This window comes from Halomonas urmiana, assembly GCF_005780185.1.
Lineage (GTDB): Bacteria > Pseudomonadota > Gammaproteobacteria > Pseudomonadales > Halomonadaceae > Halomonas > Halomonas urmiana.
In genome coordinates this window covers 131,246-150,210 of the sequence record NZ_VBUI01000004.1, presented here as the reverse complement: position 1 = coordinate 150,210, position 18,965 = coordinate 131,246, and the positions used below count along the sequence as shown (strand labels likewise).

The window sequence follows — 18,965 nt, the reverse complement described above, 5'->3', positions numbered from 1 at the left end:
GTCAAGCAGTGCGCGTCATGCCACGTGCACTGGGCGAGGCATTGCGTGGGCGACAGTCGCCCTACAAGCGAGTGCGGGTCGCGTCATCGCGGCGATAGACCCCGAAGTGATTGAGCCCTCGGTCGGCGAGATGCAGCGCCTGCATGCGACTCATCACGCCCTGATCACAGTAGAGCAGGTAGTCGCGATCGGCGGGCAGGTGCTGTGCCTGGTCCTGAAGCTCGTAGAAGGGGATCTCCAGGCAGGGGACGTCGGGAAGTGCCAGCGGTGCTTCCTCGCACTCGTCGGGACGGCGGATATCGATCACGCTGACCGCCGGCATTTCGGCGAGTCGCGCCGGCCCGTCGACGACGGTCACCTCGCCGGGTTCGCGCGGCTTCTCCCCCAGTCGATTGGCTCGGATCACGGTGGCGGCATCGACGGCGGCCTCCAGCACCGAGAAGTCGAAGCCGGCCTCGGCGGCCTGCACCTTGTCGGCGGGCGCGCGGGTGTGGGGACGCCGCGAGATGACCCCGCAGTACTCCGGCATCTGCTCGGCGAAGCGGGCGGTATCGATGCGGCGGGCCGTGTCGATGATCTCCTGCTTGTCCTCGGTGACCAGCGGACGCAGGATCGGCCGTTCGCTGGCCGCGTCGATCAACGCCAGGTTGGTGAGCGTCTGGCTCGACACCTGGGCGATGGCGTCCCCGGTGACCAGCATCGGGATGTTCGCACGGGCCGCGACGCGGCTGGCCACGCGCACCATCATGCGCTTGAGCACCACGCCCATCAGGCCATCGGGAATGCTGCGCAGGATTTCGGCGACCACACCCTCGAAGGGCACCGAGGTGAAGTCAACGTTGTGCGAGGCGCTGTAGCGTTGCCAGAGGTGATGAGTCACCTCCTTGACGCCCGCCTCGTGGGCCGGCCCGCCCAGATTGAAGAACAGATAGTGCGTCTTGATGCCGCGGCGCAGCATGCGCCAGGCGGCCACGGGCGAGTCGAAGCCTCCCGAGACCAGCGCCAGGGCTTCGCCCTGCACGCCCAGTGGGTAGCCACCGAGGCCGGGGCGGCGCGAGCGGATCAGCTGCAGTCGCTGGCCGGTCAGCTCCACCGACACCACCACCTCGGGATGCTTCAGGTCGACCCGCGCCGAGGGTTCGGCGGCCAGCAGGGCGCTACCGAGATGGCGTTCCAGATCCACCGACGAGAAGGCGTGCTCGCCGCGCCGCTTGGCGCGGACGCGGAACCGGCGCCCGGCGATCGCCGGCGTCCAGTGGGGCACGATCCATTCGGCGGCCTCGTCGAGTGAGCCGCAGGAGACCTCTTGCGTCGCCAGCACCTCGTGGATCCCGGGGATGCGCGTCAGGCTCTCTTCCATCTCCCGTTCGCGCTCGGCAGGCAGCGTCTCCGGCAAGCTGACGCGCAGGACGTCCCAGCTTGCCTTGACGCGCACGCCGGATTCCAGCAGGCGCAAGGTGTTGCGCACGTTGCTGGCGAGGCAGCGGGTCATGTGTTGACGAACGGAGCGGGACTTGATGGTGATTTCGGGGTGGAGCTTGAGCAGATAGGTCATTCGAAGGAAGCAGCAGTGACGATGTGGCCGGCATTCTACCAATGACGTGGCCCGCCCGCACGGCGCGTCTCGGATCAGAGGGGGCTGACGATCGCGCCCGGCACAGGGGCCGGGCGCGGTCACGAAGGCACCGTCGGGCAACAGGGCTCAGTAGAGCGCCTGCTCCTCCCTGGCGACTTCCTTGAGGAGTTCCAGGAACAGCCGGTCGGCTTCCGAGTGTTCGGTGGGATCCTCGGGGATGTGCACGCTGGTCGTCTCGGAGATCTCGTTGGCGATCCGTGCCATCACGTCGCCGTCGCCCGGCTCGGTGAGCTGGCGCCGGGTAATGTCCAGTGACTGCTCGAGAATCTTCGGATCCTGCAGAAGTTTCTTGATGAAGCCCCGCAGTTCGTTGATCACGCGGGTCTTCTGGATTTCCGATGAGGCCATGACGTTCTCCTTGGTATAACCACGCCGTTTCGGGGACGGGCAGACGATACCACGTTTGCCGGCCTCCGTGCCGCGGGACCGCCTGGGCTCGCGCTCGAACTCTATCGTCGAGCTGCGCGTGTCATGCCCGGGGTTACGGGGGCCAGCATCCTCGCAGATGCCGGCCCTTGTCATGGTCAGTCCGCCGGCTTTTTGTGCTGGCGAATGCCCGGCCCGGTGGCGCCATCCAGGCCCAGCTCGAAGAGCACGCGAGCCTCTTCCCGGTGCTCGACGCCCTCGCCGATGGCCAGGATGCCCAGCGAATGGCAGAGCGTGGCCATGCCGCGCAGGATGGTCTGCTGCTCGGCGACCCGATCGATGCCCCTGACCAGGGTCCGGTCGAGCTTGAGGTAGGCGAGCCCCAGGTCCTGCAGGTCGGCGATCCGGGTGAAGGAGGCGCCCACGTGCTCCAGGCCGATCCGGCAGCCCAGCGGCTGCAGGGCGTGGCACAGGCTGCGAAAGCTCGTCAGGTCATGGATGGCCATGGCTTCGGGAAGCTCCAGCCACAGGAGATCGGCGACGTCGGGGCGCGCCTTGAGTCGGGACTGCAGCTCCATGACGAAGTGAACGTCCTGGATCGACGCCGCCGACAGGTTGATGCCCAGTGGCCTGCCGCGCTGAGTGATGTCGCGAATGGCCTCATCGATCACCGCCAGGTCGAGCTGGCTATCGAGCCCCAGGCGCGAGATCCACGGCATGAAGACGCCGGCGGGTTGCCATTCGCTGGCGAGGCGCAGGCGCGAGGGGCACTCGAAGTGCAGGAGCTCGCCCGTCGTGTCCAGTACCGGATAGTGGGCCAGATAGACGCCCTTGGCCATGGCGACCTGCAGGGCGCGGCGCCATTCGTCGTGGCTGGTGAAGAGGCTACGCCGCTGTGGGCCCTCGGCGATCATCAGCCCCTCGTCGCTGCGCGCCTCGGCCGCCGATAGAGTACCGTCGAGGCTCGCCAGCAGCATGCCGCGCTGATCGCCCTGGGCATAGTCGATCAGTGCGCCGGGCAGGCCCACCGGGGTCCGGCCGTGTTTACGCATCGCGGCGAGGCGCCTGTCGAGATCGTGGCGCAGCTGTTCCAGGTCGATTTTTCCGGGTATCAGCATGACGAAGTCGCTGCCATTGAGCCGGCCCACGATGCCTCCGCCGTAAGCCATGGCGAACTGCTCCAGGCCATGGGCCACCTCATGGAGGAGGGCATCGGTCTCGGTGCGCCCTAGCCGCTCGTTGATCCCGGCCAGGTGGGCCAGGCGCACGAGTGCCAGGGCGCCGCTGGCCCGCGCATCCTGGCTGTCCAGGTGGATCTGCAGCTGGGAGATAAAGGCCTCGCGCTCCAACACGCCGGTTACCGGGTCGTGCTGCAGCTGCTGTCGCAGCCGGTCGAGCTGCTGGCTCTCCTCGCTGAGCATGTTGTGTACCGCGCCGGAGAGGTGGTTCATGGCCTCCACCACCTCACGCAGCTCACGCGTACGCGGAGCGGGAACGGTAGTGAAGCGTCGCTCACCGATGTGCTGGGCCTGCTCGACCACGGCGCCCAGCGGGCGGCGAATCTGGCGCACGATCCACCAGGCGAGCAGCAGGCTGATCACCGCAGCGAGGCCGAACCAGCCCACCAGGTTCAGGGTGCTCTGCCACAGTGATCGGTAGGCGAAGCTGTTCTGGCTTTCCAGCACCAGGGTGCCGAACTGTCGCCAGCCGTCCTGGACCACGGCGTGGCCGGGCGGGACCTCGATATGCACCAGGTCCACGAACCAGGCCGGCACGTCCCGGATGGCGTCTGCTCCGATGCGCTGCTCGATGATCTCGCCCTCTGGGGAGCGCAGCTCCACCCGTCGGTAGTGTCCGGTGTCGAACTGGGCCGAGACCAGCAGCTCCAGGGTAACGGGGTCCTTGGGCATCTGGCTCATCGTCAATGCCAGGGCGCTGGCGGTGTCGGCGTTCTTGATCAGCACTTCCTGCTCGATGTAGGCCCGGCTGGCGGTGACTCCAATGAACAGGCTGCCCCCGACGGCGAGCAGCAGCAGTACCACGACGATCAGCCAGAGCTGCTTGATGAGTGACATGTCCTACTCCCCTTGAATGAATCCCTGCTGCTGCATGCGATCGATCACGCGTCGCCAACGCGACAATCGGGCGACCGGATCGGCGCGGGACTGCGACGAGCCGACGGCCCACAGGCCACGGCCGTTGAAGCTGAACAGCGGATCGAGATCGGTGCGCTGCGAGCCGCGGGTAATCGAGGGCACCAGATTGTCCAGCACCAACGGGTCCGTCGCGGGCGTCTCGTAGTAGCCCAGCACCATGTGCGCCTGGGTGATGCTGCTGCGGCCGATGCGCGCGCGCACGTAGATCAGGCGCAGCTCGTCCTCCGCAACATCCAACTCCTTGAGGGTGACGTACTTGGCGATGGTGAAGTCTTCGCAGTCACCCTGGCCGCGTCCCAGGGTCTCCAGTGGCGTGGCCCAGAAGTCTTCCTGGCCCCAGATGTCGATATCGTCGAGCCAGCGAACACGCCGGTTGAAGAAGTCGTTGACCTCGCGTAGCTGCGTCTCCAGGTCGGCCGGGCGCAGCCGGTCGAGCAGCGCGAACCACGCCTCGAGGGCCGTGATGCCCGGCGCCCCGTACTCGGCCTGCATGGTGCGGCGCAGCCGTTGCGGTGAGAGCCTGGCCGAGGCCGGCGACGGCCCAAGCCCCAGCCCGGCGAGCAGCCACAGGCCGCCAAGCCCCGCCACAAAACGGCGACGCCCGGGCGAGTCGAGTGTCCGGTATGGCGGGGGAGACATGGGAGTGGCCAGAATGAGCACTTGCTCAAGTCTAGGGGGAGCAGGCATCTAATGCGAGTGGGGGAAGCGCCAGGCCTACCCCTTGCCGGGCCCGAGCCAGATCCGCAGGCGCCCGACCCAGTCGAGCCGGCTCGCGGCCTGGCGCAGCGCATTCGCCGCCGCGTCGAGATCCTGCCCCGGCGGCAGGGCGTCGACGTAGAGCGAGACGTCGACCTGATTGTCCAGGTAGTGGAGATCCAGATCGACACGGGCATGCCAGATGGGCAGCCCGTGCCAGGCGCCATCGAGTATCTCCACCACGTCGCTGCGTAGGGGGGGGCCGGGGCGCAGGCTGTGCTCCAGTTCGCCTGAATCGTCCTCAGGGTCGATATGGAAGGTCACGTCGGCGAGCTCCGGGAAGGCCTCGCGCAGTCGGCGACTCACCTCGTTGCCGATCTCGTGCGCCTCGGACACCGTGACCCGCGGTGGCACCACGATGTGCAGGTCGAGGACCACGTCGCTGCCCAGCTTGCGGGTCCGCAGATCATGCACCCCGTTGACGTGGGGGACGCGCTCGGCGATGTCCCGCATGCGATCGCGCTGGTCGAGGGGCAGCGCCGTGTCGATGAGTTCCTGGCTGGACTCCCACAGCAGGCGCCCGCCGACCTGGCCAACCATGATGCCCACCACGATGGCGGCGAGGGCATCCATCCAGCCTACGCCGACCTGGGCCGCCACCAGGCCGACCAGCACCACCACGGTGGAGAGCGCGTCGGAGCGTGAGTGCCAGGCATTGGCCTCGAGCAGCCGCGAATTAACGCGCCGGGCCACCCGTAGGGTGTAGCGGAAGATCCACTCCTTGGCGAGCAGGGCGACCCCGGCGATGCCGATGGCCCCGATCCCCGGGGCGGGGATCGGCTCGCCCTCGAGGAGGCGGCCGATGCTCGCCCAGGCGATGCCGCCAGCGACGAAGATCAGCACGCTGCCGAGCCACAGCGTCGCCAGGGTCTCGATGCGGCCGTGGCCGTAGGGGTGGTCGCTGTCGGGCTCCTGGCGGCCGAAATGCGTGGCAGCGACCACGAAGAGGTCGGTCAGGATGTCCGAGAAGGAGTGGATGCCATCGGCCACCAGCGCCGCCGAGCCCACCATGAAACCGGCGACCATCTTGGCCACACCGACGGCGAAGTCGATGACGGCGCCGATCAGCGTGACACGATGGGCCTCGCGGGTCTGGGCGGCGCGCTTCGACGCACCGCCGCGCCCGTGCAGCGGCGGTTCATTCGCGTCCGATGACTCGTCCCTCATGCCGTGCGTCTCACGGGCAGCGTCCGGCCTTGTTGAGCACCGGATTGGCGTACTGAGTCAGCCACCAGTGACGCAGATCGTCGGGCACCGTCTGTAGTCGCGCCTGGAAGCGCGCACGGTCGGCATCGCTGACCTCGCTCATCTCGAGCAGCTCCGGCGCCACGCCCAGCATTTCCAGGGCCAGATAGTGGCTAGGGAAGAGGTGGTAGCCGGCGAGCACCTGGCGGTCGACCTCGGCGGCCACCTCCTCGGGGGTCGCGAGATCGGCACAGAGCGGCGTGCCGAAGGTGAGCTGCACGCGGCCCTTGTGGCCGGTAATGCCGGCGACGATGGAGCTGATGTCCTCGAACTCGCTCTTCTCGTAGTTGCCGCTGTCCTCGAGGGCCTGCAGCTCGCGAGCCTTCTGCAGGTCGCAGGGATCGTACTCGTAGCTGATCGATACGGGCACCAGGCGCAGTTCGGCGACGGCTTCGCCGATGCCGGCCTGGCGATCCTCGCCACGCCGCGCCATGGTCAGCATCTTGATGATCGCCGGATCGGTGTGGTCGATGCCGTCCTTGGCGCGCCCCTCGCGCTGGGCCATCCAGATCGAGTGGTTGTCCTCGAGGATGGAGTGGCGGATATAGGCGGAGAGCTTCTGGTAGGCGGCCAGCATGGCGCGCTTGCCGCGGGCACTGCGCGGCACGATGAAGCTCTTGTTGAGCCGCATCAGGTCGTTGACGTAGGGCTTCTTGAGTAGGTTGTCGCCGATGGCGATGCGCACGGTGTCTCGCCCGGCGAGATAGAGCGCATAGTTCACGAAGGCGGGATCCATCGAGATGTCACGATGGTTGCCGATGAAGAGATACCCGGTGTTCGGGTCCAGCCGCTCCAGCCCCTCCACCCGGAAGTCGTCGGTGGAGTTCCTAAGCATGCGCTGCATGTAGCTGGCGATGCGCATCTGGAAGTCGTGCACGCTGCTCACGCCGCGGGTCTCGCGGCGGATGGCGAAGCTGGCCAGCATCCGCGAGAGCCTCGGCATGACGCGGGCCAGGCGCGGCAGCCGATAGCGGGTCAGGGCGTCGAGCAGTTCGCCGTCATGGACGAGGCGCTCGAGCACCTCGGCCACCTCGGCGTCCTGGTAGGGGCGAATCTCGGCCCAGGGATCGGCTGCGGGGGTGTCTTGTGTCTCGGTCATGTGTTCCAGGCTGTGGTCGTGGGCGATCAGGCGCTCGGGACGTCGCCGGCGCTGCCGGCCTCGCCACCCAGCCACTCGATCAGGCGCTCGATGTTCTCGGCCAGCGCCTGCGTCATCAGGATGAAGTCGGTCTCCAGCCGCACCAGCGCATCATCGCCGTCGTCGGTCTGGGAGGCCTCGTCGATGAGGGCATCGTCGAAGCGCAGCGACTTGATCGCCAGGTCGTCATGCAGCACGAAGCTTAACCGGCCCTCGATCGACAGGGCCAGCTTGCTGGCCTGGCGGCCGCTCTCCAGCAGTTGCTGGATCTCGTCGCTGTCCAGGTCGACCTGGCGGGCGCGCAGCACGCCGTCGTCACCCTTGGCCTTCAGCTCTACCTGGTCGCCGAGCACCAGGTCGGCCGGTCGCGAGCCCGGATCGCCGAGCCAGGTGGTCATGGCGCGCATGGGCAGCGTCTGGCTGGCCAGCGGTGTCACCTTGAGGCTGCCCAGGGTCTCGCGCAGCAGGTCGAGCAGCTCCTCGGCGCGGGTCCGCGAGCTGGCATTGATGGCGATCAGCGACCGGCGGCTATCCCACCAGAGGTCGACCTTCTGGCTGCGCACGAAGGCGCGGGGCAGCAGCTCCTCGTAGACCTGCTCCTTGATGGCGAGCTTCTCCTGGCGACGCAGCTTGCGGCCCTCGCTGGCCTCGATCGCCTCGCTGCGCTCCTCGACCTCCTCGCGGACCACCGAGGCGGGCAGGATCCGCTCCTGGCGCAGTGCGGTCAGCAGTCGCTGACCCTGCAGCTCGTGGAGCAGCTGCGTGCCGGCGCGGCCGCCCGGCGCGGACCAGCCCAGGCGGCGGGCCTCGCTGCCGCCCAGCGGGCGAAAGGCCTGCTCGCCGAGGGCGGTTTCCAGGCTGGCGGCATCCAGCTCGGCGGCGTCGTGCAGGCGGTAGAGATGCAAGTGCTTGAACCACATGGCGCATTTCCCGGGAGAAAAGGGGGGCACATTATGGCCAAAGGGCGGCGTGGGTGCCAGTACTCGAGGCCATCGCCGATACGCCACGTTCAAACGGTGGTTTGAACGTCGATGCCTCGGCTGGCTAGAATCGATGCCTTGCTCGCCGTTCACCTTTCCAGCCCAGGAGCCGTCTGCATGGATTCTCGCCTCTCCCGTACCACCCTGCGCGTCAGGGGCTATCACCTGGATGGCTATGGCCACGTCAACAATGCGCGCTATCTGGAGTTCCTGGAGGAGGGGCGCTGGGCCTACTTCGATGAGCGGCCTCGCCTGGCGACCTTCCTGTCCCGCGGGGATCTGGCCTTCGTCGCGGCCAATCTCAACATCGACTACCGGCGAGCGGCGGTGGCCGGTGACGACCTGGAGGTACTGACCCGGCTCTCCGAGATCGGCTCGCGCCGTGCCCGCATTCATCAGGAGATCCGGCGCGCGGCCGATGGTAAGACGGTGGCCAGTGCCGACATCACCTTCGTGCTGGTCGATGTGGCGACCGGCAGGGCGGTGACGATCGATGGTGAGATCCGTGAGGCCATGGCGCAGCTGGTGCTTGCCTAGCTCCCTTATCAGCATCCGGGATGGTATGATGTAAGGCTGTTATTGCGCGCCATGTCACGGCCACGTGACGCGCCAACCTGTTGCAGTGCAAAGGATTCGACGACCCATGGGTGACATCGCCAGAGAGATTCTGCCAGTCAACATCGAGGACGAGCTCAAGCAGTCGTACCTCGATTACGCGATGAGCGTGATCATCGGCCGTGCGCTGCCCGACGTGCGCGATGGCTTGAAGCCGGTGCATCGGCGCGTGCTGTTCGCCATGCACGAGCTCGGCAACGACTGGAACAAGCCGTACAAGAAGTCCGCCCGTGTGGTGGGCGATGTCATCGGTAAGTACCATCCCCACGGGGACAGTGCCGTCTACGACACCATCGTGCGCATGGCCCAGGACTTCTCGATGCGCCACGTGCTGGTCGATGGTCAGGGCAACTTCGGCTCCATCGACGGCGATAGCGCCGCCGCCATGCGTTACACCGAAGTGCGCATGGCCAGGCTCTCCCACGAGCTCTTGGCCGACCTCGAGAAGGATACCGTCGACTGGGTCGACAACTACGACGGCACCGAGCGTATCCCCGATGTGCTGCCGACCAAGGTGCCCAACCTGCTGATCAACGGCTCGTCGGGCATCGCGGTGGGCATGGCGACCAACATCCCGCCCCACAACATGGGCGAGATTATCAACGCCTGCCTGGTGCTGATCGACGACTACACCCTGAGCGTCGACGACCTGATCGAGCATGTCCCCGGCCCGGACTTCCCCACCGGCGGCATCATCAACGGCCGTGCCGGCATCCTCGAGGCCTATCGCAGCGGCCGCGGGCGGATCTACGTGCGCGCCTGTCACACCATCGAGCATGACGACAAGACCGGTCGCGACCACATCATCGTCAGCGAGCTGCCCTACCAGGTGAACAAGGCGCGGCTGATCGAGAAGATCGCCGAGCTCGTGAAGGACAAGAAGATCGAGGGCATCGCCGAGCTGCGCGACGAGTCCGACAAGGACGGCCTGCGGGTGGTGATAGAGGTCAAGCGCGGTGAGTCCGGCGAGGTGGTGGTCAACAATCTCTTCGCCCAGACCCAGCTGCAGACCGTCTTCGGCATCAACATGGTCGCCATCGAGGACGGCCAGCCGAAGATCATGAACCTCAAGGAGATCCTCGAGGCCTTCATTCGTCACCGCCGCGAAGTGGTCACCCGGCGTACCCTGTTCGAGCTGAAGAAGGCTCGCGAGCGTGGCCACATCCTCGAGGGCCTGGCGGTCGCCATCTCCAACATCGACGAGGTGATCGAGCTGATCAAGTCCTCGCCGAACGCCTCCGAGGCCAAGGAGAAGCTGCTGGCCGCCTCCTGGCAGCCGGGGCAGGTCACCGACATGCTCGAGCGGGCCGGGGCCACCTCATGCAAGCCCGAGGACCTGGAAGAGGGCTTCGGCCTCAGCCAGACCGCCACCGACTACCGCCTGTCGCCGGCCCAGGCCCAGGCGATCCTCGAGCTGCGCCTGCACCGCCTGACCGGGCTGGAGACCGAGAAACTCCTCGATGAGTACCTCGCGATCCTCGAGAAGATCGCCGAGCTCACCGCCATCCTGGCCTCTGCCGAACGGCTGCTCGAGGTGATCCGCGAGGAGCTGATCGCCGTGCGCGACCAGTTCGGCAACCCGCGCAAGACCGAGATCCAGGCCAGCCACCTCGATCTGCGCCTCGAGGACCTGATCGCCGAGGAGGACATGGTGGTCACCGTGTCCCGTACCGGCTATGCCAAGACCCAGCCGCTCTCCGACTACCAGGCCCAGCGCCGCGGCGGACGCGGCAAGTCGGCCACGGCCATGAAGGACGAGGACGTCATCGAGCACCTGCTGGTGGCCTCGACCCACGACACCGTGCTGCTGTTCTCCAATCGCGGCAAGGTCTATTGGCTCAAGGTCTACGAGATGCCCGTCGCCAGCCGCGGTTCGCGGGGCAAGCCGTTGGTCAACCTGCTGCCGCTGGACGAGAGCGAGGCGATCAACGCCATCCTGCCGGTGCGCGACTACGACCCACAGAGCTACATCTTCTTCGCCACCGCCAAGGGCACGGTCAAGCGCACCAGCCTCGAGCAGTTCTCGCGTCCGCGCAGCGTGGGCCTGATCGCCATCGACCTCGACGAGGATGACCGCCTGGTTGGCGCCGCCATCACCTCGGGCTCCGATCACGTGATGCTGCTCTCCTCCAACGGCAAGGCGATCCGCTTCGAGGAGGCCAACGTGCGTGCCATGGGCCGCACCGCCCGCGGCGTGCGCGGCATGCGCCTGCTCGAGAATGCCGAGGTGATCAGCCTGATCATCCCGCAGAGCCAGCAGATCGACGCCGAGGCCGATGTCGAGGCCGAGGCGGAGGAGGGCGTTGCCGTCGAGACCGGCAACGGCGGCCAGATCTACATCCTCACCGCCAGCGAGAACGGCTACGGCAAGCGCACCCGCCTCGAGGAGTTCCCGCTGCGCGGCCGCGGCGGTCAAGGCGTGATCGCCATGCAGACCAGCGAGCGCAATGGCGCCCTGGTGGCGGCCATGCAGGTCTACTCCGCGGACGAGATGATGTTGATCACCGACCGCGGCACCCTGGTGCGGACTCGCGTCGAGGAGGTCTCCACCACCTCGCGCAACACCCAGGGTGTGATGCTGATCCGCCTGGGCAACGACGAGAAGCTGGTCAAGACCGTGCGGGTCGACGAGCCCGAGGAGACGGTGGAGCCAGTGGTCGAGGAAGACGCCGCGTCGACGGGCGACGACGCGCCCTCGACCGGTGATGCGGATGCCGGCGGCGAGACCGGCGAGGAATAAGGACACACAACGCTGATGACACGTCACTACAACTTCTGCGCCGGCCCGGCGGCCCTGCCGGCCGCCGTGCTGGAGCGCGCCCGCGACGAGATGCTGGATTACCAGGGACGCGGCCTCTCGGTGATGGAGATGAGCCACCGTTCGCCGGAGTTCGTGGCCATCGCCGAGCAGGCCGAGGCCGACCTGCGTGAGCTGCTGGCCATCCCGGATAACTACCGGGTGCTGTTCACCCAGGGGGGCGCCAGCCTGCAGTTCTCCGCGGTGCCCTACAACCTGCTGGGGCAAGGCGGCCGTCCCAACTTCCTGAATACCGGCATCTGGAGCAAGAAGGCCATCGCCGAGGCGCGCCACCTGGTCGGTGACGTGCATGTCGCCGCCAGCAGCGAAGGCAACGGCCACAGCGCGGTGCCGCGCCAGGAGGAGGTCGTGCTCTCCGACGACGCGGCCTACCTGCACTACACGGCCAACGAGACCATCGGCGGTCTCGAGTTTGACTATATTCCCGGCAGTAAAGAGGGAGGGCCGCGCCGCCCTGACGGCACCGAGGTGCCGCTGGTCTGCGACATGTCCTCGAGCATCCTCTCGGGGCCGCTCGATGTCTCCCGGTTCGGCGTGATCTACGCCGGCGCCCAGAAGAACATCGGGCCCGCCGGCCTGGTGGTGGTGATCGTGCGTGACGACCTGCTGGACCAGGCCCGTGGCGACATGCCGTCACTCTTCGGCTACAAGACGCTCAGCGAGGCGGGCTCGATGGTCAACACCCCGGCGACCTACAGCTGGTACCTGGCCGGGCTGGTCTTCGACTGGCTGAAGAGCGATATCGGCGGGCTGGCTGCCATGGATGCCCTCAATGCGCGCAAGGCCGCCAAGCTGTATGCCGCCATCGACGAAAGCGGGCTCTACGCCAACCCGATCACGCTTGGCAGTCGCTCGCGGATGAACGTGCCCTTCGTGCTGGCCGACGCAAGCCTCGATGCGGCCTTCCTGGCCGAGGCCGAGGCGGCGGGGCTCTTGAACCTCAAGGGACATCGCAGCGTCGGCGGCATGCGGGCGAGTCTCTACAATGCCGTGCCCGAGGCCGCCGTCGACGCGCTGATTGCCTTCATGGCCGATTTCGAGAAACGCAGGGGATAACTCCATGACCGAGCCTTCCGTCAGTCTCGAGGCGCTCCGCCAGCGCATCGACGCCCTCGACAACGACATCCTGCGCCTGATCAGCGAGCGCGCCGCCTGTGCTCAGCAGGTCGCCGAGATCAAGGCCGAACACGAGCCCGGCGGCGTCTTCTACCGCCCCGAGCGCGAGGCCCAGGTGTTGCGTCGCGTCATGGAGCTCAACCGCGGCCCGCTGGACAGCGAGGAGATGGCGCGGCTGTTCCGCGAGATCATGTCGGCCTGCCTCGCCCTCGAGCGGCCGGTCAAGGTTGCCTACCTGGGGCCGGAGGGCACCTTCACCCAGCAGGCCTCGCTCAAGCACTTCGGCGAGAGCGCCATCAGCCTGCCGATGGCCGCCATCGACGAGGTGTTCCGCGAGGTGGAGGCCGGCGCCGTCAACTACGGCGTGGTGCCGGTGGAGAACTCCACCGAGGGCGTGATCAACCACACCCTCGACTCCTTCATGGATTCATCGCTGCGCATCTGCGGCGAGGTGGTGCTGCGCATCCATCATCACCTGCTGGTGGGTGAGACCACGCGCCGGGACAAGGTGTCGCGGATCTACTCCCATCCCCAGTCCTTCGCCCAGTGCCGCAAGTGGCTTGACGCCCACTTCCCCCACGCTGAGCGGGTGCCGGTCTCCTCCAATGCCGAGGCGGCGCGCCTGGTCAAGACCGAGTGGCACAGCGCGGCCATCGCCGGCGACATGGCGGCCAAGCTCTATGGCCTCGCCAAGCTGGCCGAGAAGATCGAGGATCGTCCGGACAACTCCACGCGCTTCCTGATCATCGGCAACCAGGACGTGCCGATCTCCGGCGAGGACAAGACCTCGCTGGTGGTGGCGATGCGCAACCAGCCCGGCGCGCTGCACGACCTGCTCGAGCCCTTCCATCGCCACCATATCGACATGACGCGTCTCGAGACGCGCCCGTCGCGCAGCGGCGTGTGGAACTACGTGTTCTTCATCGACTTCAAGGGGCACCGCGAGGAGCCCCAGGTCGCGGCCATGCTGGAAGAGGTCAAGCTGCGGGCCGCCGAAGTGAAGGTGCTGGGTTCCTACCCGGTCGGCGTGCTCTAGGCATGGCGGTGGAGGTGCGCGAAGCGCGGATCCTGATCGTCGGGCTCGGCCTGATCGGGGGCTCGCTGGCCGCCGCCCTGCGTGCGGCCGGTTACGGGGCCGATGGGCAGGGCGAACTCCTGGCCTGCGATCCCGACGCCGGGGAGATCGCGCGCGGCGTCGAGATGGGCCTGATCGATCGCGGGGAGACCCGTCTCGAGTCGCTCGTCGAGGGGGTGTCGCTGGTCGTGCTGGCGGTGCCCGTGATGGCCATGGGCGGTGTGATGCGCGAGCTCGCCGGCTGCCTGGAGCGGGCCGCGCCCGATGTCGTCGTCACCGATGTGGGCAGCGCCAAGGCGGCGATTCGCCGCTCGGCCATCGACGCCTTCGGCCGGATGCCGGCCAACCTGGTGCTGGGCCACCCCATCGCCGGTTCCGAGAAGAGCGGCGTGGCCGCCGCCGACCCCGCCCTCTATGCTCGCCATAGGGTGATCCTCACCCCCGAGCCCGATACCGACCCGGTGGCCACGGCCCGGGTGCGGCGGCTCTGGGCGTGCTGCCAGGCCGAGGTGCTGGAGATGGCCGTGGAGCGCCACGACCAGGTGCTGGCCCGCACCAGCCACCTGCCGCACCTGCTGGCCTTCTCGCTGGTCGATACCCTGGCCCGCCAGGACGAGCGGCTGGAGATCTTCCGCTATGCGGCCGGCGGCTTTCGCGACTTCACCCGCATCGCTGGCAGCGATCCGGTGATGTGGCGGGACATCTTCATCGCCAATCGCGACGCGGTGCTCGCTTCCCTGGACGACTTCGAGGCCGGGGTGGCGCGCCTGCGTTGCGCCGTGGAGAGCGGCGACGGCGACGCCATGCTGGCGACCTTCGATCGCGCCAGTCATGCCCGGCACTATTTCGAATCCTTGCTCAACCAGACCAGTTATCAGGCGGAGTATCAGATGCAACAACACGGTAAACTGCGCTTCCGGGCCAGTCCCGGCGGCAAGGTCACCGGGCGGATCCGCGTGCCCGGCGACAAGTCGATCTCCCATCGCGCCATCATGCTCGGGGCGCTGGCCGAGGGGGTCACCGAGGTCAAGGGTTTCCTCGAGGGCGAGGACAGCCTGGCCACGCTGCAGGCCTTTCGCGAGATGGGCGTGGCCATCGAGGGGCCCCACCAAGGGCGCGTGACCGTGCACGGCGTCGGTATGCACGGCCTCAAAGCGCCCTCCGGCCCGCTCTACGTGGGTAACGCCGGTACCGCCATGCGCCTGTTCGCGGGGCTGCTGGCCGGTCAGGCCTTCGATACCGAGCTTACCGGCGACGCCTCGTTGACCAAGCGCCCCATGGGGCGCGTGGCTGATCCGCTGCGCCTGATGGGAGCCCGGATCGATACCGCCGAGGGCGGCCGTCCGCCGCTGCACATTCACGGCGGCGAGTCGCTCACGGGCATCACCTATGACATGCCCATGGCCAGCGCCCAGGTGAAGTCGTGCCTGCTGCTCGCCGGGCTCTACGCCGAGGGCGAGACCCGGGTGCGCGAGCCGGCGCCGACCCGCGACCACACCGAGCGGATGCTGGCCGGCTTCGGCTACGCGGTGCATCGCGAGGGCGACACCTGCTGGCTCGAGGGCGGCGGCACGCTCAGCGCCGCGCCCATCGACGTGCCCTCGGACATCTCGTCGGCGACCTTCTTCCTGGTCGCGGCGGCGATTACGCCGGGCTCGGACCTCGTGCTCGAGCACGTCGGCATCAATCCGACCCGCATCGGCGTGATCAATATCCTGCGGCTGATGGGCGCCGATCTGCGCCTCGAGAACGAGCATGAGGTGGGCGGCGAGCCGGTCGCCGATTTGCACATACGCTATGCGCCGCTTCAGGGCATCGACATTCCCCTGGACCAGGTGCCGCTCGCCATCGACGAATTCCCGGCGCTGTTCATCGCCGCCGCCAACGCCGCGGGCACGACCCGCTTGCGCGGGGCCGAGGAGCTGCGCGTCAAGGAGTCCGACCGCCTGAAGGCCATGGCCGATGGCCTGGCGACCATCGGCGTCGAGCATGCCCTGCTCGAGGACGGCATCGACATCGTCGGCGGCGGCCGGGCGGAAGGGGCCAATTACGGCGGCGGGCACATCGACAGCCTGGGTGATCACCGCATCGCGATGTCGTTTGCCATCGCGGCGCTGCGTGCCGGGGAGCCGGTCGACATCGACGACTGCGCCAACGTCGCCACCTCCTTCCCCGGCTTCATCGACCTGGCGCGGCGCGTCGGGCTGGCCCTCGAGGAGCAGGAGGCAGCATGAGCGGTGCGGCACCGGTACTCACCATCGATGGCCCCGGCGGGGCGGGCAAGGGCACCATCAGTCGCCTGGTCGCCGAGCGCCTGGGCTGGCATCTGCTGGACAGCGGGGCGCTCTACCGCCTGACTGCCCTGGCCGCCGTCAAGCACGAGGTCCCGCTGGACGACGAGGCGCGGCTCGCCGAGGTCGCCCTGGGCCTCGACGTGGTCTTTGTCGCCGAGGCGGCGTCGACCCGCGTGCTGCTGGAGGGCGAGGATGCCACCTCGACCATCCGTACCGAGCAGGTGGGCGATGCGGCCTCCCGGGTCGCGGCCCTGCCGGCGGTTCGCCAGGCCCTGCTGCAGCGTCAGCACGACTTTCTCAAGCCCCCCGGGCTGGTTGCCGACGGGCGGGACATGGGCACCGTGGTGTTCACCGAGGCACCCCTGAAGATATTTCTCACCGCGAGCGCCGAGGAGCGGGCCCACCGCCGTCAGCGTCAGTTGCAGGAAGCGGGGGTCGATGCTAGTCTATCGAGTCTTTTGAAGGAGATTCAGGCGCGCGATGCACGCGACATGCAGCGCAGCGTGGCACCGCTCAAGCCGGCCGATGACGCCATCACGCTTGACACCACGCGCCTGACGATACCGGAAGTGGTGGATCGGCTGACGGAACTGCTGACCGAGCGTGGTCTGGCATCCGCCACCTGAAACTCCCTTGCGGCGTCCCCGGGAAGATGTGATGACGTGGTCCGGCACTTCCATGTGCCGTAAGCCGGGCCAGGTCGAACCAGCGCCAACATCCCCGGGGGTTTGGTAAATAAGGCCCGCACTCGCTGGTGGTGCGGAGATGGCGGAAACGCCGTACTCAACGTTGATCACGTAGGAACATCATGAGCGAAAGCTTTGCTGAACTGTTTGAACAGTCTCTCCAGGACATCAACATGGAGCCGGGCGCCATCGTCCAGGCTACCATCGTCGACATCGACGGCGACTGGGTCACCGTCAATGCCGGCCTGAAATCTGAAGGCCAGATCCCCGCGGCACAGTTCCGCGACGAGAACGGCGAGCTCTCCATCGCCGTCGGTGACGAGGTGCATGTCGCCCTGGAAGCCGTCGAAGACGGTTTCGGCGAGACCCGCCTGTCCCGCGAGAAGGCCAAGCGTGCCGAAGCGTGGAAGGTGCTGGAAGCCGCCTTCGAGAAGGAAGAGATCGTCAAGGGCGTGATCAACGGCAAGGTCAAGGGTGGCTTCACCGTCGATGTCGACTCCATCCGTGCCTTCCTGCCGGGTTCTCTGGTGGATGTTCGCCCCGTGCGCGACACCACCCACCTCGAGAACAAGGAACTCGACTTCAAGGTCATCAAGCTCGACCCGAAGCGCAACAACGTCGTCGTTTCGCGTCGCGCCGTGCTCGAGGCCGAGAACAGCGCCGAGCGTGAGGCCCTCCTGGCCACCCTGCAGGAAGGTCAGCAGATCCTCGGTATCGTCAAGAACCTCACCGACTACGGCGCCTTCGTCGACCTCGGTGGCGTCGATGGCCTGCTGCACATCACCGACATGGCCTGGAAGCGCATCAAGCATCCCAGCGAGATCGTGGCCGTGGGCGACGAGATCAGCGTCAAGGTGCTCAAGTTCGATCGCGAGCGCAACCGTGTCTCCCTGGGCCTGAAGCAGCTGGGCGAAGATCCGTGGGTCAACATCAAGGATCGTTACCCGGAAGGCACCAAGGTGCATGCCACCGTCACCAACCTCACCGACTACGGCTGCTTCGCCGAGCTGGAAGAGGGTGTCGAGGGCCTGGTCCACGTGTCCGAGATGGACTGGACCAACAAGAACATCCATCCGTCCAAGGTCGTGCAGGTCGGCGACGACGTGGACGTCATGGTGCTGGACATCGACGAGGAACGTCGTCGTATTTCCCTGGGTATCAAGCAGTGCACCACCAACCCGTGGGAAGACTTCAACGCGCGCTACAACAAGGGCGACCGCGTTACCGGTACCATCAAGTCGATCACCGACTTCGGTATCTTCATCGGCCTGGAAGGCGGTATCGACGGCCTGGTGCATCTGTCCGACATCTCCTGGACCGACACCGGCGAGGAAGCCGTTCGCTCCTTCAAGAAGGGCGACGAGGCGGAAGCCGTCATCCTCTCCATCGATCCGGAGCGTGAGCGCATCTCGTTGGGCATCAAGCAGCTCGATACCGATCCGGTCTCCGAGTTCCTGGCCGTCAACGACAAGGGCTCCATCGTCACCGGCCGCGTGGTCGAGGTCGATGCCAAGGAAGCCCAGGTCGAGCTGGCCACCGATGTCGTCGCCGTGCTCAAGGCGTCCGAGATCAGCGCCGACCGCGTCGAGGATGCCCGCAACGCGCTGAACGAAGGCGACAGCGTCGAGGCCCGTATCATCGGTGTCGATCGCAAGAACCGCCAGATCGCCCTGTCCATCAAGGCCAAGGATCAGGACGACACTCGTCAGAACCTCAAGAAGCTGCGTGAAGAGAGCTCCGACTCCGGTGCCACCACCATCGGCGACCTCATCAAGCAGCAGATGGGTCAGGACTGATTTCCGCGGGACGCGTCCCGCCTATCGGTCGACAAGGCGCCGCCCCTCGGGGGCGGCGCCTTTTGTTTGTGGCACCGATGTTTGGTGTTGTGAGGTATCGCAGGGAGGCCGTGTAGTAAAAAGTGCCACAAAATATGCAGGATTTCTTATAAAATAAGGCTGTCCTCAAGTTGTCGGCCAAGGTGTCCGCATATTGCTTGGCAATATTTGAGGCTATTATTTGCTGAACTGGGAATGAACGCTCATACTCTTGCCAGTGAAGTTTAAACAGGTAATAATGCCCTGCAT

General features: G+C 66.8%; 14 protein-coding genes. 7 read left to right on the top strand and 7 right to left on the bottom strand.

Features of this window, described 5'->3' with window-relative positions; all coding sequences use genetic code 11:
* Nucleotides 1-61 precede the first annotated feature (61 nt).
* The 7 genes from thiI to FEI13_RS03900 all read right to left on the bottom strand — a co-directional run bounded on the left by thiI (nucleotide 62) and on the right by FEI13_RS03900 (nucleotide 8,217).
* The gene (gene thiI / locus FEI13_RS03930) at nucleotides 62-1,555 is read right to left on the bottom strand and encodes a tRNA uracil 4-sulfurtransferase ThiI (RefSeq protein WP_138179720.1); all 1,494 of its coding nucleotides are present in this window, start codon (nucleotides 1,553-1,555) and stop codon (nucleotides 62-64) included.
* A 147-nt stretch (nucleotides 1,556-1,702) separates the two neighbouring features.
* Nucleotides 1,703-1,984 carry a hypothetical protein gene (locus tag FEI13_RS03925; RefSeq protein ID WP_138179719.1) on the bottom strand — a complete coding sequence of 94 codons (282 nt, stop codon included), beginning with the start codon at nucleotides 1,982-1,984 and terminating at the stop codon, nucleotides 1,703-1,705.
* Between the two features lie 176 nt (nucleotides 1,985-2,160).
* Nucleotides 2,161-4,077 (bottom strand): EAL domain-containing protein, encoded by a 1,917-nt coding sequence (locus FEI13_RS03920; RefSeq protein WP_138179718.1) that lies wholly within the window; start codon nucleotides 4,075-4,077, stop codon nucleotides 2,161-2,163.
* A 3-nt stretch (nucleotides 4,078-4,080) separates the two neighbouring features.
* Entirely contained in the window at nucleotides 4,081-4,797 is a 717-nt protein-coding gene (locus tag FEI13_RS03915) for a transglutaminase-like cysteine peptidase (protein ID WP_138179717.1), read from the bottom strand.
* Nucleotides 4,798-4,872: 75 nt separating this feature from the next.
* Nucleotides 4,873-6,081: a cation diffusion facilitator family transporter gene (locus FEI13_RS03910; RefSeq protein WP_138179716.1), complete on the bottom strand. Its 1,209-nt coding sequence runs from the start codon at nucleotides 6,079-6,081 to the stop codon at nucleotides 4,873-4,875.
* 10 nt (nucleotides 6,082-6,091) lie between these two features.
* Nucleotides 6,092-7,258 carry a 1-acyl-sn-glycerol-3-phosphate acyltransferase gene (locus FEI13_RS03905; RefSeq protein WP_138179715.1) on the bottom strand — a complete coding sequence of 389 codons (1,167 nt, stop codon included), beginning with the start codon at nucleotides 7,256-7,258 and terminating at the stop codon, nucleotides 6,092-6,094.
* Between the two features lie 26 nt (nucleotides 7,259-7,284).
* Nucleotides 7,285-8,217 (bottom strand): recombination-associated protein RdgC, encoded by a 933-nt coding sequence (locus FEI13_RS03900; RefSeq protein ID WP_138179714.1) that lies wholly within the window; start codon nucleotides 8,215-8,217, stop codon nucleotides 7,285-7,287.
* A gap of 177 nt (nucleotides 8,218-8,394) precedes the next feature.
* On the opposite strand from FEI13_RS03900, the gene FEI13_RS03895 reads away from it, so the two are divergent.
* From FEI13_RS03895 to rpsA, 7 genes are all read left to right on the top strand, one after another.
* Nucleotides 8,395-8,814 (top strand): acyl-CoA thioesterase, encoded by a 420-nt coding sequence (locus FEI13_RS03895; RefSeq protein ID WP_138179713.1) that lies wholly within the window; start codon nucleotides 8,395-8,397, stop codon nucleotides 8,812-8,814.
* Nucleotides 8,815-8,920: 106 nt separating this feature from the next.
* Nucleotides 8,921-11,632 (top strand): DNA gyrase subunit A, encoded by a 2,712-nt coding sequence (gyrA, locus tag FEI13_RS03890; RefSeq protein ID WP_240036413.1) that lies wholly within the window; start codon nucleotides 8,921-8,923, stop codon nucleotides 11,630-11,632.
* Nucleotides 11,633-11,647: 15 nt separating this feature from the next.
* Complete coding sequence (gene serC / locus FEI13_RS03885) at nucleotides 11,648-12,766, top strand: 3-phosphoserine/phosphohydroxythreonine transaminase (RefSeq protein ID WP_138179712.1); 1,119 nt, start codon at nucleotides 11,648-11,650, stop codon at nucleotides 12,764-12,766.
* Between the two features lie 4 nt (nucleotides 12,767-12,770).
* A complete protein-coding gene (gene pheA, locus FEI13_RS03880) occupies nucleotides 12,771-13,862 on the top strand; it encodes a prephenate dehydratase (RefSeq protein ID WP_138179711.1) in 1,092 nt (363 codons plus the stop codon).
* A gap of 2 nt (nucleotides 13,863-13,864) precedes the next feature.
* Nucleotides 13,865-16,135 (top strand): bifunctional prephenate dehydrogenase/3-phosphoshikimate 1-carboxyvinyltransferase, encoded by a 2,271-nt coding sequence (locus FEI13_RS03875; RefSeq protein ID WP_138179710.1) that lies wholly within the window; start codon nucleotides 13,865-13,867, stop codon nucleotides 16,133-16,135.
* Complete coding sequence (gene cmk, locus FEI13_RS03870; RefSeq protein ID WP_138179709.1) at nucleotides 16,132-16,821, top strand: (d)CMP kinase; 690 nt, start codon at nucleotides 16,132-16,134, stop codon at nucleotides 16,819-16,821. The genes FEI13_RS03875 and cmk overlap by 4 nt, the downstream gene beginning before the upstream one ends.
* Nucleotides 16,822-17,003: 182 nt before the next feature.
* The gene (gene rpsA / locus FEI13_RS03865) at nucleotides 17,004-18,677 is read left to right on the top strand and encodes a 30S ribosomal protein S1 (RefSeq protein WP_138179708.1); all 1,674 of its coding nucleotides are present in this window, start codon (nucleotides 17,004-17,006) and stop codon (nucleotides 18,675-18,677) included.
* Nucleotides 18,678-18,965 lie beyond the last annotated feature (288 nt).

What these genes read in the sequence shown, in the direction of transcription:
- FEI13_RS03895 (WP_138179713.1), top strand. Translation starts at nt 8,395, where the DNA reads ATGGATTCTCGCCTCTCCCGTACCACCCTGCGCGTCAGGGGCTATCAC.
- FEI13_RS03905 (WP_138179715.1), bottom strand. Translation starts at nt 7,258, where the DNA reads ATGACCGAGACACAAGACACCCCCGCAGCCGATCCCTGGGCCGAGATT.
- thiI (WP_138179720.1), bottom strand. Translation starts at nt 1,555, where the DNA reads ATGACCTATCTGCTCAAGCTCCACCCCGAAATCACCATCAAGTCCCGC.
- FEI13_RS03915 (WP_138179717.1), bottom strand. Translation starts at nt 4,797, where the DNA reads ATGTCTCCCCCGCCATACCGGACACTCGACTCGCCCGGGCGTCGCCGT.
- FEI13_RS03900 (WP_138179714.1), bottom strand. Translation starts at nt 8,217, where the DNA reads ATGTGGTTCAAGCACTTGCATCTCTACCGCCTGCACGACGCCGCCGAG.
- FEI13_RS03920 (WP_138179718.1), bottom strand. Translation starts at nt 4,077, where the DNA reads ATGTCACTCATCAAGCAGCTCTGGCTGATCGTCGTGGTACTGCTGCTG.
- FEI13_RS03875 (WP_138179710.1), top strand. Translation starts at nt 13,865, where the DNA reads ATGGCGGTGGAGGTGCGCGAAGCGCGGATCCTGATCGTCGGGCTCGGC.
- serC (WP_138179712.1), top strand. Translation starts at nt 11,648, where the DNA reads ATGACACGTCACTACAACTTCTGCGCCGGCCCGGCGGCCCTGCCGGCC.
- rpsA (WP_138179708.1), top strand. Translation starts at nt 17,004, where the DNA reads ATGAGCGAAAGCTTTGCTGAACTGTTTGAACAGTCTCTCCAGGACATC.
- FEI13_RS03910 (WP_138179716.1), bottom strand. Translation starts at nt 6,081, where the DNA reads ATGAGGGACGAGTCATCGGACGCGAATGAACCGCCGCTGCACGGGCGC.
- cmk (WP_138179709.1), top strand. Translation starts at nt 16,132, where the DNA reads ATGAGCGGTGCGGCACCGGTACTCACCATCGATGGCCCCGGCGGGGCG.
- FEI13_RS03925 (WP_138179719.1), bottom strand. Translation starts at nt 1,984, where the DNA reads ATGGCCTCATCGGAAATCCAGAAGACCCGCGTGATCAACGAACTGCGG.
- gyrA (WP_240036413.1), top strand. Translation starts at nt 8,921, where the DNA reads ATGGGTGACATCGCCAGAGAGATTCTGCCAGTCAACATCGAGGACGAG.
- pheA (WP_138179711.1), top strand. Translation starts at nt 12,771, where the DNA reads ATGACCGAGCCTTCCGTCAGTCTCGAGGCGCTCCGCCAGCGCATCGAC.